Source organism: Janthinobacterium sp. BHSEK (assembly GCF_056174685.1).
This window is the reverse complement of sequence record NZ_JBWBYV010000101.1, coordinates 1-1,059: the sequence shown is the minus strand read 5'-3', so window position 1 is coordinate 1,059 and position 1,059 is coordinate 1. Positions and strand designations below refer to the sequence as shown.

Below are 1,059 nucleotides of genomic sequence, written 5' to 3'. Positions count from 1 at the left end.
CTGAGCCGTATCAAGGGTGCCCTGCGCAGCGGCCCGCCAGAGCATTTCGTGCACTGCTACGGACCAACCGAAACCACGACCTTCGCCACCGCCTTCGATATCCCGGGCATCGCCGATGACGCCCACACCCTGCCGATTGGCGGCCCGCTGGCCAACGCCCAGGTGTACATCGTTGATTCCTACCTGCAGCCCGTGCCGGTCGGCGTGGCGGGCGAAATGTACATCGGCGGCGCCGGGCTCGCGCGGGGCTACCTGAATCGCCCGGACTTGACGGCAGAGCGCTTCGTCACCGATCCGTTCAGCGACCGCGAAGGCGCGCGCCTGTACAAGACCGGCGATGTCGCCCGCTGGTTGCCGGACGGGACTATCGAATTCATCGGCCGCAACGACTTCCAGGTCAAGATCCGCGGCTTCCGCATCGAGCTGGGCGAGGTCGAGGCGCGGCTGATGGCCTGCGATGGCGTGCGCGAAGCGCTGGTCATGCTGCGTGAAGACCTGCCGGGAGAGAAGCGGCTGGTGGCCTATCTCACCGCCCAGCCGGGCGCACTGCCGTCAGCAGGCGATCTGCGCCACGCGTTGAGTGTGCATCTGGCCGAATACATGGTGCCGAGCTGCTTTGTCGTGCTCGATGTTTTTCCGCTCAATGCGAACGGCAAGATTGACCGCAAGGCGCTGCCGCTGCCGGATGTCGCGGCCAGTGCGTTGCGCGATCACGAAGCCCCGGTCACCGATGCCGAATGCGAGCTGGCACTGATCTGGCAGGAGCTGCTGGGACTGGAACGCGTGGGACGCCAGGACAACTTCTTCGAGCTGGGCGGCCATTCGCTGATGGCGGTGCAGTTGATGGGGCGCGTGCGCGCGGTCTTCCAGATCGAGATTTCCCTGACGGATTTGTTCGGCAGCCCGGTGCTGAGCCAGCTGGCCGAGGTGATCACCACCCTGCAGTTTTCGCTTTTCCTGGGTGAGGAAATGGAACGCATGAAAAACGACCTTGGCAATTTATCCGAAAGCCAATTGCTGGAAATTCTGAATAAAGAGACCTCCACAGATGAATAAGCC

1 protein-coding gene is annotated in these 1,059 nt (G+C 63.2%); it reads left to right on the top strand.

Going from position 1 to position 1,059, the window contains the following annotated elements; genetic code table 11:
• The coding region (locus tag AC0V2Y_RS26425) for a non-ribosomal peptide synthetase (RefSeq protein ID WP_475418392.1) at positions 1–1,056 on the top strand (1,056 nt) is incomplete at its 5' end.
• Positions 1,057–1,059 lie beyond the last annotated feature (3 nt).